General features: G+C 68.2%; 15 protein-coding genes. 13 read left to right on the top strand and 2 right to left on the bottom strand.

Annotation, left to right across the window (positions count from 1 at the left end; translation table 11 throughout):
* The first annotated feature begins 1 nt into the window (after position 1).
* Positions 2 to 706: a response regulator transcription factor gene (locus RZN05_RS03355; RefSeq protein ID WP_317225208.1), complete on the top strand. Its 705-nt coding sequence runs from the start codon at positions 2 to 4 to the stop codon at positions 704 to 706.
* Positions 703 to 2,265 (top strand): sensor histidine kinase, encoded by a 1,563-nt coding sequence (locus RZN05_RS03360; protein WP_317225209.1) that lies wholly within the window; start codon positions 703 to 705, stop codon positions 2,263 to 2,265. Before RZN05_RS03355 ends, RZN05_RS03360 begins: the two co-directional genes overlap by 4 nt.
* A gap of 169 nt (positions 2,266 to 2,434) precedes the next feature.
* Here the strand turns inward: RZN05_RS03360 and RZN05_RS03365 are convergent, their stop codons facing one another.
* The gene (locus RZN05_RS03365) at positions 2,435 to 3,094 is read right to left on the bottom strand and encodes a Crp/Fnr family transcriptional regulator (RefSeq protein WP_317225210.1); all 660 of its coding nucleotides are present in this window, start codon (positions 3,092 to 3,094) and stop codon (positions 2,435 to 2,437) included.
* Positions 3,095 to 3,221: 127 nt separating this feature from the next.
* Between RZN05_RS03365 and RZN05_RS03370 the strand changes: the two genes are divergently transcribed.
* Genes RZN05_RS03370 through RZN05_RS03415 form a run of 10 tightly spaced genes read left to right on the top strand, consistent with a single transcriptional unit; the run spans position 3,222 to position 11,425 of the window.
* Complete coding sequence (locus RZN05_RS03370) at positions 3,222 to 3,521, top strand: hypothetical protein (RefSeq protein ID WP_317225211.1); 300 nt, start codon at positions 3,222 to 3,224, stop codon at positions 3,519 to 3,521.
* 36 nt (positions 3,522 to 3,557) lie between these two features.
* Positions 3,558 to 5,210, top strand: a complete 1,653-nt coding sequence (gene ccoN, locus RZN05_RS03375; RefSeq protein ID WP_317225212.1) for a cytochrome-c oxidase, cbb3-type subunit I — start codon at positions 3,558 to 3,560, stop codon at positions 5,208 to 5,210.
* Between the two features lie 11 nt (positions 5,211 to 5,221).
* Positions 5,222 to 5,953 carry a cytochrome-c oxidase, cbb3-type subunit II gene (gene ccoO, locus RZN05_RS03380; protein ID WP_317225213.1) on the top strand — a complete coding sequence of 244 codons (732 nt, stop codon included), beginning with the start codon at positions 5,222 to 5,224 and terminating at the stop codon, positions 5,951 to 5,953.
* A complete protein-coding gene (locus RZN05_RS03385) occupies positions 5,950 to 6,111 on the top strand; it encodes a cbb3-type cytochrome oxidase subunit 3 (RefSeq protein ID WP_317225214.1) in 162 nt (53 codons plus the stop codon). The genes ccoO and RZN05_RS03385 overlap by 4 nt, the downstream gene beginning before the upstream one ends.
* Positions 6,104 to 7,069 carry a cytochrome-c oxidase, cbb3-type subunit III gene (gene ccoP, locus RZN05_RS03390; RefSeq protein WP_317225215.1) on the top strand — a complete coding sequence of 322 codons (966 nt, stop codon included), beginning with the start codon at positions 6,104 to 6,106 and terminating at the stop codon, positions 7,067 to 7,069. The genes RZN05_RS03385 and ccoP overlap by 8 nt, the downstream gene beginning before the upstream one ends.
* Positions 7,056 to 8,561, top strand: coding sequence for a cytochrome c oxidase accessory protein CcoG (gene ccoG, locus RZN05_RS03395; protein WP_317225216.1), 1,506 nt, complete (start codon positions 7,056 to 7,058; stop codon positions 8,559 to 8,561). Before ccoP ends, ccoG begins: the two co-directional genes overlap by 14 nt.
* On the top strand, positions 8,558 to 8,998 hold the full coding sequence (locus tag RZN05_RS03400; RefSeq protein ID WP_317225217.1) for a FixH family protein: 441 nt from the start codon (positions 8,558 to 8,560) through the stop codon (positions 8,996 to 8,998). Before ccoG ends, RZN05_RS03400 begins: the two co-directional genes overlap by 4 nt.
* Entirely contained in the window at positions 8,995 to 11,100 is a 2,106-nt protein-coding gene (locus RZN05_RS03405) for a heavy metal translocating P-type ATPase (protein WP_317225218.1), read from the top strand. Before RZN05_RS03400 ends, RZN05_RS03405 begins: the two co-directional genes overlap by 4 nt.
* Positions 11,097 to 11,240: a cbb3-type cytochrome oxidase assembly protein CcoS gene (gene ccoS / locus RZN05_RS03410; protein WP_317225219.1), complete on the top strand. Its 144-nt coding sequence runs from the start codon at positions 11,097 to 11,099 to the stop codon at positions 11,238 to 11,240. The genes RZN05_RS03405 and ccoS overlap by 4 nt, the downstream gene beginning before the upstream one ends.
* On the top strand, positions 11,240 to 11,425 hold the full coding sequence (locus RZN05_RS03415) for a hypothetical protein (protein ID WP_317225220.1): 186 nt from the start codon (positions 11,240 to 11,242) through the stop codon (positions 11,423 to 11,425). The genes ccoS and RZN05_RS03415 overlap by 1 nt, the downstream gene beginning before the upstream one ends.
* A gap of 375 nt (positions 11,426 to 11,800) precedes the next feature.
* Here the strand turns inward: RZN05_RS03415 and RZN05_RS03420 are convergent, their stop codons facing one another.
* Positions 11,801 to 12,475, bottom strand: a complete 675-nt coding sequence (locus RZN05_RS03420; protein WP_394804775.1) for an OmpW/AlkL family protein — start codon at positions 12,473 to 12,475, stop codon at positions 11,801 to 11,803.
* A 125-nt stretch (positions 12,476 to 12,600) separates the two neighbouring features.
* Between RZN05_RS03420 and hemN the strand changes: the two genes are divergently transcribed.
* The gene (hemN, locus tag RZN05_RS03425) at positions 12,601 to 13,920 is read left to right on the top strand and encodes an oxygen-independent coproporphyrinogen III oxidase (RefSeq protein ID WP_317225221.1); all 1,320 of its coding nucleotides are present in this window, start codon (positions 12,601 to 12,603) and stop codon (positions 13,918 to 13,920) included.
* Positions 13,921 to 13,932: the final 12 nt, after the last annotated feature.

Here is a 13,932-nt window from a genome sequence, read left to right on the forward strand (position 1 = left end):
CATGCCGCGCACCATCCTGATCGCCGACGACGATCCGCACATCCGCCAGCTGCTCGCCTTCGCCTTCGCCAAGGCCGGGCTCGACACGCTGGAAGCCGATGATGGTGTGGCAGTCCTGAGCCTCGTCGAAAGCCGGCACGTTGATCTCGTCGTGCTCGACATCAACATGCCGCGGATGGACGGGCTCGAGACGTGCCGGCGGCTGCGCACCGCCGGCGACCTGCCGATCCTGTTCCTCTCCTCGCGCGACGACGAGATCGATCGCGTGCTCGGGATCGAGCTGGGTGCCGACGATTATGTCGTCAAGCCGTTCAGCCCCCGCGAAGTCGTCGCGCGTTCGATGGCGATCCTGCGCCGCACTGGCGCCAAGCCCGTCGCGGCCGATGACGGCCGCCGGATCGACCACGGCCGCCTCGCGCTCGACGTGGACGGCTGGCGCGCGACCTGGGCGGGAACCGAGATCGCGCTGACCGTCACCGAATTCTCGATCCTGCGCACCCTCGCGGTGATGCCGGGCAAGGTGTTCAGCCGCGACGCGATCATCGATCGCCTCCATGGCCCCGGCTTCGCAGTGACCGACCGCACGATCGACAGCCATATCCGCAACCTGCGCGCCAAGTTCGCCCAGATCGGCGGCACCGACATCATCGAGACACGCGCGGGCGTCGGCTACCGCATCGGGAGCTGCGCGGGCGCGCCGGCGTGATCGGACGCGCCAAGGCGTTCCTGAAGCGGCATTGGCCCGCGCTCCGGCTGCGCACGATCCTGTTCGGCACGCTGCTGTTCACCGCGGCACTGCCCGGCGTCGGCGCGCTGTTCCTGCGCGTCTACGAGAACACGCTGGTCCGCCAGACCGAGGCCGAGCTGATCGCGCAGGGTGCCGCCCTGACCGGCGCCGCGCAGGCGTTGTGGCCGGGGGCGGCGCCCGGCACCCTTGATCCGCGCCCCTATCGCCCCGAAGGCTCGACGATCGACTTGCGCACCACGCGCGTGCTCGACGAACGCCCGCGCGCATCGGAGGCCGCCACGATACCCGATCCGGCGGCGATCGACATGGCGCGGCGGCTGCAACCGATCGTCGCCGCGACCGCGCGCACCACGCTCGCGTCGGTCCAATTGGTCGATGCCCGCGGGACGATCATACTCGGCTACCAGGCCGGCCGTTCCTATTCCAGATTGCCCGAAGTGGCGGCGGCGCTCCAGGGCAGGGTCGGCACCGTGCTGCGCACCAATGGCGCCTATTCCCAGCGCTACGCCTTCGAATGGCTCAGCCGCGCCTCGTCGCTGCGCATCCACCATGTCCGGCCGATCGTGGTCGACGGGCGCGTGGTCGGCGCGTTGTTGCTCTCGCGCTCGCCGCGGGCGCTGTTTCGCGGACTCTACGAGGATCGCGGCAAGATCCTGCTCGGCATCGCGCTGATCTTCGGCACCTTGCTGGGCCTGACCGGGCTGCTCTCGCGCGGCATTGCCCGCCCGATCGAGGCGCTGGGCGACGCGACCCGGCGCGTGGCGAGCGGCACCGGGACGGTACCGCAAACCCCGGCCACCGCTGCGATCGAGATCCGCGCGCTGTTCGAGGATTTCCGCGCGATGGCCGCGACGATCGACCGTCGCTCGCATTATCTCCGCGACTTCGCCGCCTCGGTCAGTCACGAGTTCAAGACCCCGCTCGCCGGCATCTCGGGCGCGATCGAGTTGTTCGAGGACCATGGCGCAACGATGACGCCCGAGGAGCGCGAACGCTTCCTCGGCAACATCAAGGCCGATGCCGCGCGGTTGTCGCAGCTCGTCACCCGGCTGCTCGACCTCGCCCGTGCCGACATGGCGCAGCCCGACCCCGATGTCGCGGTCGATGCACTCGCGGTAATCCGCCAGGTTACCGACGCACAAAGTGCGGCGGACTTCCGGGTGATATTGGGAGCGAGCGACGCGGCGACCGTGGCGGTCCAGGCTTCGACGGTCGAGGCCGTGGTCACCACGCTGCTCGAAAACGCCCGCCAGGCCGGGGCCAGCGAAGCCAAGATCGACCTGGAGCGAAAGGGCGATGCGCTGGAGATCGCCGTGACCGACAATGGCCGCGGCATCGCCCCTGCCGATGCCGAGCGCATCTTCGAGCCGTTTTTCACCACCCGCCGCGCCGCAGGCGGCACCGGGCTGGGGCTGGCGATCTCGATGTCGCTGCTGCGCGCAGGGGGAGGGGGGCTGGCGCTCGATCCCGAGGCGAGCGGCACCCGCCTCGTCGTCACGCTTCCGGTTGCGCGCTAAGCAAATCTCCCCTCCCTGAAAGGGAGGGGCCGGGGGTGGGTGCGCGCGTCTGCGCGCCCAAAGAATCTATCGCCAAGCATCGAAGCTTCGGCCAGGGCATCGAGCCCTGGCCGAAGCTGAAACCCACCCCTAACCCCTCCCTTTCAGGGAGGGGGATTTGGTGGTCCATCTACTCCCGCACGCTAACCCCGGCCCGGTCTCCCAGCGCCCCGCTCTGCAACAGCGTAATCCGCCGCCGCGCCGCATCGATCACCCCTTCGCTCTCCCACCGGCTGACGATCCGGCTCACCGTGTGCAACGTCGTCGCAGTCAGCTCGGCGAGCTCCTGCCGCGAGATGTCGACCGATTTCGCGTCGTTGTCGGTCAGCCGCAGCACTGCGCGCGCGAGCCGCTGCTCGACCGGCTGGGTCGAGACCTCGTGCAGCCTCTGGAGCATCTCCTCGTTGCGCAGCGAGATGAAGCGCATCGTGTTGGCCGCCAGCGCCGGATGGTCGTACAGCATCGACAGCGCGCGCTCGGCCGGCCAGCTCAGCGTCTTGACCGGCGTCACGGCCGAGGCGGTGGCGGGGTAGGGCGTGTGTTGCACCACCGCGGCGACCCCGGGCAGGTCGCCGGGCCCGAGCAGGTGGACCGTCATCGCGGTGCCGCGCGGAGAGGTACGCCAGACGCGGACCTGTCCTCCCAGGATCACCAGGAACTGCGATGCCGCATCCCCTTCGCGGATCAGCGCCTCCCCCGGAGCATGGCTGCGGCGTCCGCCGCCCTCGAGCAGCTGCGTGAGCAGCTCCTGCGGCAGTCCCTCGAAGAAGAGGCCCGTTGGCGATGTCATGCCCCTTCATCGCGCGTCGCAAACGCTGCTTCTTTGATCGCGGACAAATTCAGCCGGTTCGCGAAGTGCAATGGGCAGTGCCAAGCTGGCCGGGCAATCTCGTGCGGTCAGAAGCGCGGGGTGACCCATGCCGATCGGCGCATTCGCTGCGATCTTCGCTTTTCTGATCCTGACCACTTTCGCGTCCGGATATTGGCTCCTGCTGCGCGCCAACGCCATCGCGCGCGAGGCCGATACGCCCGATAACGAAATCGTGCCGGGGCGCACGCGTCCGCCGTCGCGGCGGACCTCGCGCACCGGCCTCTGGACGGCCGCCGCATTGTTCGGTGCCTCCTGCATCGGGCTCGGCACTTTCCTCGCGCTGTATGTCAGCGGGGCGATCGCGTCGGACTGGACCGCGAACGATCCCACCGTCCAGCGGCCATGACCGCGCACTTCACTTCTTCTCTGGGGCATTTGATCCATGGATAACGCCGTCACCGGCGCCGGGGGCTGGTTGCTGCTCGGCATCGTCGCGCTCTTCGCGGCAGCCGCAACCGCCGATACCGGCTTTGCCATCCACATGGGCATCTTCGCGCTTGCGGGGATCGCCGCGGGCTTCATCACGATGCGTGGGGTCGCCCGCGATCCGGTGACCGGCACCGTCGCCAAGCGCGCGGTCGCCTCGCGCTATGACGACGACGTGATCCGCTGGGGCGTGATCGCCACCCTGTTCTGGGGCGTGGTCGGCTTCCTCGTCGGGGTAGTGATCGCGTCGCAGCTCGTCTTCCCCGATCTCAACCTCGGCGAATATCTCAATTTCGGCCGGATCCGCCCGCTGCACACCTCGGCAGTGATCTTCGCTTTCGGCGGCAACGCGCTGATCTGCACGAGCTTCTACATCGTCCAGCGCACCTGCCGCGTCCGGCTGGCGTTCCCCGGCGTCGCCAAGTTCGTGTTCTGGGGATACCAGCTGTTCATCGTGCTGGCGGCGACCGGCTATGTCCTCGGCATCACCCAGTCGAAGGAATATGCCGAGCCCGAATGGTATATCGACCTGTGGCTGACCGTCGTGTGGGTCGCGTATCTCGTCGTGTTCGTCGCGACGATCGTGCGTCGCGCAGAACCACATATCTACGTCGCCAACTGGTTCTTCCTCGCCTTCATCCTGACGATCGCGATGCTGCACATCGTCAACAACCTGGCGATGCCGGTCGGGCTGTTGAGCTCGCGTTCCTATCCCGCCTTCGCCGGCGTCCAGGATGCGCTGACGCAATGGTGGTACGGCCACAATGCCGTCGGCTTCTTCCTCACCGCCGGCTTCCTGGCGATGATGTATTACTTCGTCCCCAAGCAGGCCGAGCGGCCAATCTACAGCTATCGGCTGTCGATCCTCCACTTCTGGTCGCTGATCTTCCTCTACATCTGGGCCGGCCCGCACCACCTCCACTACACCGCGCTGCCCGATTGGGCGCAGACGCTCGGCATGGTGTTCTCGGTGATGCTGTGGATGCCGAGCTGGGGCGGCATGATCAACGGGCTGATGACGCTCAACGGCGCGTGGGACAAGATCCGCACCGATCCGATCATCCGCATGATGGTCTTCGCGCTCGCCTTCTACGGCATGGCAACCTTCGAAGGCCCGATGATGTCGATCAAGAGCGTCAATTCGCTCAGCCACTATACCGAGTGGACCGTCGGCCACGTCCATAGCGGCGCGCTCGGCTGGAACGGGATGATCACCTTCGGCGCGCTCTACTACATGGCGCCGCGGCTCTGGGGCCGCGAGCGGCTCTATTCGCTGCGCATGGTCAACTGGCACTTCTGGCTCGCGACGCTGGGGATCGTCCTCTACGCCTCGGCGCTGTGGGTGGCCGGGATCACCCAGGGGCTGATGTGGCGCGAGTACGGCGAGGACGGCTACCTCGTCTACGCCTTCGCCGAAGTCGTCGCCGCGATGAAGCCCTATTACCTGATCCGCGTGCTCGGCGGGCTGTTCTACCTCGCCGGCTCGCTCGTCATGGTCTGGAACATCTGGATGACCATCCGCGGCAAGCTCCGCGACGAGGCGCCGCTGTCCAGCGCTCCCTACGACCCCGCCAAGGATCGTCCCCTCGTGCCGGCCGCGGCGGAATAAGGAACCTCGAAATGGCTTCGCTCATCGATCACAAGAAGATCGAACGCAACGTCACCCTGCTCGGCGCGCTCGCGCTGGTCACCGTGGCGATCGGCGGGATCGTCGAGATCGCGCCCTTGTTCTGGATCGACTCGACCATCGAGAAGGTCGAGGGCATGCGGCCCTACACCCCGCTCGAGCAGACCGGCCGCGACATCTATGTCCGCGAGGGGTGTTATAACTGCCACAGCCAGATGATCCGTCCGTTCCGCGACGAGGTCGAGCGCTACGGGCATTACAGCCTGGCGGCCGAGAGCATGTACGATCACCCCTTCCAATGGGGCTCGAAGCGCACCGGACCCGATTTGGCGCGTGTCGGCGGGCGCTATTCCGACGAGTGGCACGTCCAGCACCTCAAGGAGCCGCGCTCGGTGGTCGGCGAGTCGATCATGCCGGCCTATGGCTTCCTGGCCAACCGCGAGCTCGACACGCGCGACGCGGCCCAGCGCCTCACCGCGCTCTCGCGCCTCGGCGTCCCCTACAGCAAGGTGGATATCGAGAAGGCGGCCAGGGACATGCTCGACCAGGCCACGCCCGGCGCCGATACCGAGGATCTCGCCAGGCGCTATCCCAAGGCGCAGTCGCGCGACTTCGACGGCGATCCCAGCAAGGTGACCGAGATGGATGCGCTGGTCGCCTATCTCCAGATGCTCGGCACCCTGGTCGATCATCGCGCCGCGGCGCCGCAGGAGACGCCGCGATGAGCTACGAAACCCTGCGGCACTTCGCCGACAGCTGGGGGCTCGTCTTCATGACGGTGACCTTCCTCACCCTGACCGGCTGGGCCTTCCGCCGCGGCGCGCGCAAGCATCACGACGCCGCCGCCCGCATGATCTTCGACGAGGAGCGCATCGATGGCTGAGCAGCGCATCGACGAAAAGACCGGCACCCGTACGGTCGGCCACGAATGGGACGGCATCGAGGAGCTCGACACCCCGATGCCGCGCTGGTGGCTCTACACCTTCTACGCCACCATCATCTTCGCGCTGGGCTATGTCGTCGCCTATCCGGCCTGGCCGCTGGTGCACGACGCCACGCGCGGCGTGCTCGGCTGGTCGAGCCGCGGCGAATACGCCAGGGAAGTCGCCGCCGAGGGCGTCCGCCGCAGCGCAGTGCGCGAGGAACTTGCCCGCATCCCGATCGAGCGGCTGCCCGAGAATTCGAAGCTGTTCGAGGCCGCGGTCGCCGGCGGCGCCTCGGCATTCAAGGTCCATTGCGTCCAGTGCCACGGCTCGGGCGCGGCAGGATCGAAGGGCTATCCCAACCTCAACGACGACGACTGGCTGTGGGGCGGGGACCTCAAGATGCTCGTCGCGACGATCACCAACGGCATCCGCCAGCCCGGCAATGACCAGACTCATATGTCGCTGATGCCCGCCTTCGGCCGCGACCAGCTGCTCAAGCCTGAGGAGATCGAGGACATCGCCAGCCATGTCCGCGTACTCTCGGCGCAGGAAAAGCCGAGCGCATCTGCGCAGCGCGGTGCGGCCCTCTTCGCCACCAACTGCGCAGTCTGCCACGGCACCGACGCCAAGGGCAGCCGCGAGCTTGGCGCGCCCAACCTCACCGACGGGATCTGGCTCTATGGCGGCGACCGCGAGTCGATCGTCCAGACGATCGCCAATTCACGCGGCGGGGTGATGCCCGCCTGGGGAACGCGGCTCGATCCGGTGACGATCAAGATGCTAGCGGCCTATGTCCATTCGCTCGGCGGCGGCGAGGCGATCGTGCCCCCGGCGTCACCGACGCCCAACCCTGCTCAGCCGGCGCCGAGCCCCACGGAGGCGGCTCCGGCCCCGTCAGCCAATGGCAAGCCCTGAAGACCTGATCGCCCCCAGGCCGCCGCGCTATTTCGAGGCGCGGCGCAAGATCTTCCCCAAGGCGGTTCGCGGTTCCTATCGCAACCTTAAATGGGCGATCATGGCGGTGACGCTCGCGATCTACTACGTCACCCCCTGGCTGCGCTGGGACCGGGGCCCCTATGCCCCGGACCAGGCAGTGCTGGTCGACATCGCCAATCGCCGCTTCTTCATGTTCGCGATCGAGATCTGGCCGCACGAATTCTATTATGTCGCCGGGCTGCTGATCATGGCGGCGATCGGGCTGTTCCTCGTCACTTCGTCGGTGGGGCGCGCCTGGTGCGGCTATGCCTGCCCGCAGACGGTGTGGACCGACCTGTTCCTCCATGTCGAGCGCGCGATCGACGGCGACCGCAACGCCCAGATTCGCCTGCAAAAGGCGCGGCTCGGCCCCTCGAAGATCGCCAAGCGCGTGACCAAGCACGGCATCTGGCTGGTGATCTCGGTGCTGACCGGCGGCGCCTGGGTCTTCTATTTCGCCGACGCGCCGACCCTGGCGCGCGAGATCGTGACCGGGCAGGGGCCGTATGTCGCCTACGCCACGATCGCGCTTCTCACCGCGACCACCTATGTACTCGGCGGGCTGATGCGCGAGCAGTTCTGCATCTATGCGTGTCCCTGGCCGCGCATCCAGGGCGCGATGCTCGACGAGAAGTCGCTGCTCGTCACCTACAAATATTGGCGCGGCGAGCCTCGCACCCATGGCCTCAAGCGCGCTGCGCCGGAGCGCGTCCTCTCGCTGGTCGCGCTCGCCGCCAATCCGGAGCTGGCACCGCGCATCGGCGACTGCATCGATTGCAACGCCTGCGTCGCCGTCTGCCCCACCGGCATCGATATCCGCGAGGGTTCGCAGATCGGCTGCATCACCTGCGGCCTCTGCATCGACGCGTGCGACGAAGTCATGGACCGGCTCGATCGCCCGCGCCGGCTGATCGGCTATTCGACGATCGCCGACGAGCAGGCGGCGGGCGATGGCAAGGCGCCCGAGCATCCGATGAAGCGGCTCCTCCGCCCCCGCGCGATCGCCTATTTCCTGATCTGGGCCTCGATCGGCCTCGCGATGCTGTTCGCGCTCGGCACGCGCAGCCGGCTCGACCTCTCGGTCAGCCAGAACCGCAACCCGGTCTATGTCCGCCTCTCCGACGGCAGCATCCGCAACAATTTCACGCTCAAGGTCCGCAACATGCAGAGCCGCCCCCGCGAAGTCGAAATATCGATCGAAGGGCTCCCAGGCGGCGCACTATGGTCCGAAACCGCCGCCCGCCAAGGCGCGGAGCGGAGCATCCGCCTCAACGTCCCCGCCGACAAGGTCACCAAGCTCCGCCTGTTCGTCGCGGCGCCCAGCGACGGCCCGTCGCGCAGCGACCTGACCTTCCGCGTCCGCGCGCTCGACGCCGAGGGGGGCGAGGACACCCACCAGATCCATTTCGAACGCCCGGAGACCGGCCGATGACCAGGAACTTCACCGGCTGGCACATGTTCGCGATCCTCTTCGCGATGTTCGGCACGATCGTCGCGGTCAACTTCGTGATGGCGCGCTCGGCGATCCGCACCTTCGGCGGCACCGTGGTCGACAACAGCTATGTCGCCGGCCAGCAATATAACCGCTACCTCGCACAGGCTCGCGCACAGCGGGCGCTCGGCTGGACCGCATCGCCGAGTCTCGACGCGCAACGCCGCGTGGTCATCGCCACCAATGCCCCTGCAGGCGTCACCGGCGCCGCGACGATCCACCACCCGCTCGGCCGTGCCCCCGATCAAGCGCTGGCCTTCACCCGCCACGGCGCGCGCTTCATCTCGGCAACCCCGCTTCCCGCGGGCCGCTGGCAGCTGCGCATCGAGTTGCGCGACGGGGCGCATAGCGCACGCTTCGAGGACGAGCTCAGATGAACGCGGTCACCACGCTGAGCGTCCCCGGCATCCACTGCGCCGGCTGCATCTCGAAGATCGAACGCGAACTCGGCCGCACCGAGGGGGTGCTCGAGGCGCGGGTCAACTTCACCTCGAAGCGCGTCCGCGTCTCGCATGTCGAGGGCGTCGAGGCCGAGGCGCTGCGCCACGAGCTCGAACGCATCGGCTTCGTCGCGCACCCGTTCCTCGGCGAAGTCGAGGGCGAGGCCAATCGCGAAAGCCGCGATCTGGTCAAATGCCTCGCCGTCGCAGGCTTCGCATCGATGAACGTGATGCTGCTCTCGGTCTCGGTATGGTCGGGGGCCGAGGGCGCGACGCGGCAACTCTTCCACTGGCTCTCGGCGCTGATCGCCTTCCCCACGATCGCCTATGCCGGCCGGCCCTTCTTCCGCAGCGCGTGGGGCGCGATTCGCCACGGCCGCACCAACATGGACGTGCCGATCGCAATAGGCATTGCGGTGATCTGCGTGTCGAGCCTCTACGAAGTCCTCACCTGGGGGCCGCACGCCTATTTCGACGGCGCGGTGATGCTGCTGTTCTTCCTGCTCGCTGGCCGCGTGCTCGACAGCGTGATGCGCGCCCGGGCCCAGGATGGCGTCGCGGCGCTGCTTCGCCAGACTCCGCCGGGCGGCTTCGTCCTCGGCCCCGAGGGCAGCCGCCGCTGGCGCGCCGCGGAGGAACTGGCGCCCGGCATGCGCCTGCTCGTCGCCGCGGGCGAGCGGCTGGCGGCCGACGGCACGGTCGAGGTCGGCACGAGCAGCGTCGATCGCTCGCTGGTCACCGGCGAGAGCGTCCCCGACCAGGTGACGGTGGGGAGCGCGGTGCTCGCCGGCACGATCAACTTGGATGCCCCGCTGACGGTCAAGGTCACTGCCGCGGGCGAGAACACCGCGATTGCCGACATCGCCCGGCTGATGGAGGCCGCGGGCGGCGCCAAGTCGCGCTACCTCCGCATCGCCGATCGCGCCGCGCGCATCTATGCCCCCGCGGTCCACAGCCTCGCAGCGGCTACCTTCCTTTTCTGGCTGCTGACCGGCGCCGGCGTCCACCAGGCGGTGACGATCGCGGTGGCGGTGCTGATCATCACCTGTCCCTGCGCGCTTGGGCTCGCGGTGCCGGTGGCGCAGGTCGTCGCCTCGGGCGCGCTGATGCGCCGCGGCATCCTGATCAAGGATGGCTCGGCGCTCGAGCGCCTCGCCGAGGCCGATATCGTGTTTTTCGACAAGACCGGCACGCTCACTTGCGGCCGGCCCGCGCTGGTCGGCACGCTGCCGCTTTCGACTGAGGAGCGCGCCGTCGCCCTCGCGCTGGCGAGCGCTAGCCGCCACCCGCTCGCCGTCGCGCTCGCGCGCGAGATCGACCATGCCGGCATCGCGCCCGTCGAAGTCGCGGACATCCGCGAAGTCGCGGGGCAGGGGGTCGAGGGCTTCTACCAGGGCCGCCTCGCCCGGCTGGGCCGCCCCGACTGGGTCGGCGCGCAATCGCCCGGTGCGGCGATGGCGACGGCGTTCGCGCTCGCGCCCGACACGCTCCAAATCCTCGAATTCAGCGACGCGCTCCGCCCCGATGCGCGCGCCACGGTCGATCGGTTGCGCGCCCTCGATCTGCCCGCGCGCATTCTATCGGGCGACCGCCGCGAAGTCGTCGCCGCGGTCGCCGGCCAGCTTGATATCGAGGGCGATGCCGACCTCAGCCCGCAGGGCAAGTTTGGCAGGATCGAGGGGTTGGCCGGGCAGGGGCGGAAGGTGCTGATGGTCGGCGACGGCCTCAACGACGGCCCCGCGCTCAAGGCCGCGCACGTCTCGATCGCCCCCGCCTCGGCAAGCGATGTCGGCCAGACCGCCGCCGACCTGCTCTTCCTCGGCGACGACCTGTCGGCGATCCCCGTCGCGGTCGCGGCGGCCCGCCGCACCCTGCGCGTCGTTCGGCAGAACTTCACTTTGGCAATCGGCTACAACGTCCTGGCCGTGCCGCTGGCGATGGCGGGCTATGTCACGCCGCTGATCGCCGCGCTGGCGATGTCGGGGTCATCGGTGATAGTGGTGGCCAACGCCCTGCGCCTCCGGAGTGCCGCCCGATGACCGGTCTCGCCTTGCTCATCCCGATCGCACTGTCCTTCGGCCTGATCGGGCTCGGCGCCTTCTTCTGGTCGGTCCGCGCGGGCCAGTATGACGATATCGACGGCGCCGCGATGCGCATCCTGCTCGATGACGACGAGTGATGCGCGCTCGCCTGCTCATCGCATTGCTCTATCCGCTTGGGCTGGTCGTCGGCCAAATCCCCATGGCGGAAGCAAGCATCGGCCGCTGGTGCGGCTCGGGCCCGGCCGCGCCGGCGCGCGGCGATCCGAACCCGCTGCCTTGCCACGCAATCCTGGGCTGCGACCGCAAAAGCGGGCGGCGCTAAAAGCCCCTCCCCTTCAGGGGGGGGTTGGGGGTGGGGCCTGTCCGCGGGCGATGGGCTCGGTGAGACTGACACGCCCCACCCAACCCCTCCCCTTCAGGGGAGGGGCTTAGAGCCTCAGAACTCGCCCACCGCTTGCAATGTAGGACTTCGTCTGCTTGCCTGATCGCCGGCCCGGCATGCCTGGCCCGCTCTTTGACCGATAGGAAAATCCCGCCGAGCCCCGCGACAGGAAATTACGCGCCCGCGCAACGGAATTACGTTTCTACGCGCAACATGCGAAGTTAGCCGCTGCAGATCCTACAGCGGCTCGCCCGAAAGGTTGGAAGAATCCCGCCGCGGCCGAGTGTGGGGGCCGGCCGCGGCGGATCTCGAGCGTCAGAGTCGGACGCCGAAGCCGATGCCGAACACCAGCGGGTCGATGTTGAGCTTGACCGACTGGCGGCCGGCCGCGGTGGTGTCGAGCCGCGCGGTGGTGTCGATGTCGATGTACTTGACGTCGAGGTTGAGGAAGAACTTCTTCGACAGGTCGATGTCGATCCCGGCCTGCGCCGCCCAGCCGAAGCTGTCCTTCATATGGACCTTGGTCGGGCCCACCGCGCCGGTCAGCCCGGTCGATGCCTTCTCGTCCCAGAAGATCGTATAGTTGACCCCCGCGCCCACATAGGGGCGCACCGTGCCGCGCGGGTTGAAGTGGTATTGCGCGGTCAGCGTCGGCGGCAGCACCCAGGTCGAGGCGAGCTCGCCGATCGATCCGGTGGTGCCGGTGCGGCCATCGGCCTTGTGCTTGGTGGTCGACGCGATCAGCTCGAAGCCGATATTGTCGGTCGCCATCCAGGTGATGTCGACTTCGGGCATCACGCTGTCGCTGATGCTGACCCTCTCGCCCGGAAAAGCGGGGAGGATATCGCCCGAACGCTCGTTGGGCGTCACCACGATCGCGCGGGCGCGCAGCAGCACGTCGCCGGCCTTGATTCCGGTGTCGTCCTGCGCCAGCGCCGGCGTGGCCGCTAGCATCACGCCGAGCATGCCTGCGATGCGGATAGTATTCATCTTCTTGCTCCTCACTGTCTGGAGCAAGCGCCTAGGCCCGTGGGGCGAGGAAACCTTGATCGCGCGCAAACTTGAATTTGACGAAGGTCAAAGAGCAGCGAGGGGCCTTGGGTCAGGGGAAACCCATGTGGAACTATCATCCCGCGCTGCTCGCACGCCCGGTCCCGCGCTATACGAGCTATCCCACCGCCGCCGAGTTCGGCGACAGCGTCGGCCATGCCGACATGGCGATCGCGCTCGACGCGATCGGCGCGGAGGAGCGCGTCTCGCTCTATATCCACATCCCCTATTGCCGCGAGATCTGCTGGTATTGCGGGTGCAACACCGGCGCCGCCAACCGCACCGGCCGGCTCGCCGCCTATCTGGATAGGCTCGACGAGGAGATCGACCTGCTTGTCGATCGGCTTGGCGGGCGCGGGCGGGTCGGGCGGATCGCGTTCGGCGGCGGCAGCCCCAACGCCATTCCCACCACTGCGTTCGCTTCGCTGGTCGAGCGCGTGGTGACGCGGCTGCGCTGCGGCGATCCGGTGCTTTCGGTGGAGATCGATCCGCGCGGGTTCGACGCCGAATGGGCTGCGGTGCTCGAAGCGACCGGCACGACGCGCGTCAGCCTCGGCGTCCAGACCTTCGATCCGGCGATCCAGGCCGGGATCGGCCGCGTCCAGCCGGGCGAGGATATCGAGCGCACCGTCGAACTGCTCCGCCGCGCCGGGGTCAGCTCGATCAACTTCGACCTGATGTATGGCCTCCCCGGACAGGACGAGGTAAGCCTCGCCGCGACGCTGGAGACAGCGCTGGCGATAGCCCCCGATCGGCTTGCGGTGTTCGGCTATGCCCATGTCCCGCACATGATCCCTCGCCAGCGCCGGATCGACGCCTCGGCGCTGCCCGACGCCGCCGCGCGCTTCGCCCAGGCTGCGCAGGCGCACGAGACGCTGACCGGCGCCGGCTATCGCGCGATCGGCTTCGATCACTTCGCCAGACCCGGCGATGCCATCGCGCAGGCGGTGGATGACGGCACGCTCCGCCGCAATTTCCAAGGCTTCACCGAAGACCCGGCCGAAGTGCTGATCGGCCTCGGCGCCAGCTCGATCAGCGCCTTTCCAGACCGGCTGCTCCAGAACGAGAAGAATACCGGACGCTACCATCTAGCGATCGGCGCCGGCCGCTTCGCCACCTCGCGCGGGCTGCTGCGCACCGCCGAGGATCGCGTCCGCGGCAGTGCGATCACCTCGATCCTCACGTCGGGCGCCGCCGACCTGTCCGATATCCCGGGCTTCGAAGGCATCCGTGCGCGCCTCGCCCCGTTCGAGGACGAAGGGCTGCTGGATTGGCAGGGCAGGCGGGTGACGCTTGCCGGAGCGGCGCTGCCCTATGCCCGCGCGATCGCCGCGACGCTCGACGCCTATCGCCAGGAAGGGCATCGCTTCAGCAGTGCGGTGTGAGCACCGCTCGTC

Origin of the sequence: Sphingomonas sp. HF-S4 (assembly GCF_032911445.1) — a bacterium.
Lineage (GTDB): Bacteria > Pseudomonadota > Alphaproteobacteria > Sphingomonadales > Sphingomonadaceae > Sphingomonas > Sphingomonas agrestis.